Raw genomic sequence first — 514 nt, forward strand, 5'->3', positions numbered from 1 at the left:
CGTCAGCAGGACGCCGCCGGCCAGGTAGTCGACGTTCCGGACGACGAACCACCAGTCGGCGGGCTCGCCGACCAGCCACCAGTCGATCGACTCGCTCACGGACCCGACGGCGGCGGCCGTCAGCGGCGTCTCACCGGAGGCGGTACCCGGGGCGAGAGCGCCGAGGCTATCGGACGCGGCGAGCGCGAGGGGCCCCGCGACCGACATCCTACTCCTGCCCGAACCAAGTGTCTCTGAGCTCTCCGAACGTCCCGTCGTCTTGGACGGTCTGGAGCCCGCTGTTGAGCGCAGACTGGAGCTCCGACTCGTTCTGACGGATCCCGAAGCCATCCTGCTCGCCGGTCTCCTCGACGAACGCGACCGTCACGTCACGGCTCGCGGTGAACGTGTCCGCGACGGGGGTGTCGACGACGACCGCGTCGATGTTCCCGTTCGAGAGGTCCTCGACCGCGAGGACGTAGCTGTCGTACGTCGAGAAGTTGTCATCCGGGATGACATCCTCGCCGACGAGGTT

General features: G+C 68.1%; 2 pseudogenes. Both read right to left on the reverse strand.

Annotated elements, in window-relative coordinates:
* Nucleotides 1-207 (reverse strand): annotated as a pseudogene (locus C5B91_RS21435) (amino acid ABC transporter permease); the annotation flags it as partial.
* Nucleotide 208: 1 nt separating this feature from the next.
* Nucleotides 209-514 (reverse strand): annotated as a pseudogene (locus C5B91_RS21440) (transporter substrate-binding domain-containing protein); the annotation flags it as partial.

The organism is Haloferax sp. Atlit-10N (assembly GCF_003586325.1).
GTDB lineage: Archaea > Halobacteriota > Halobacteria > Halobacteriales > Haloferacaceae > Haloferax > Haloferax prahovense.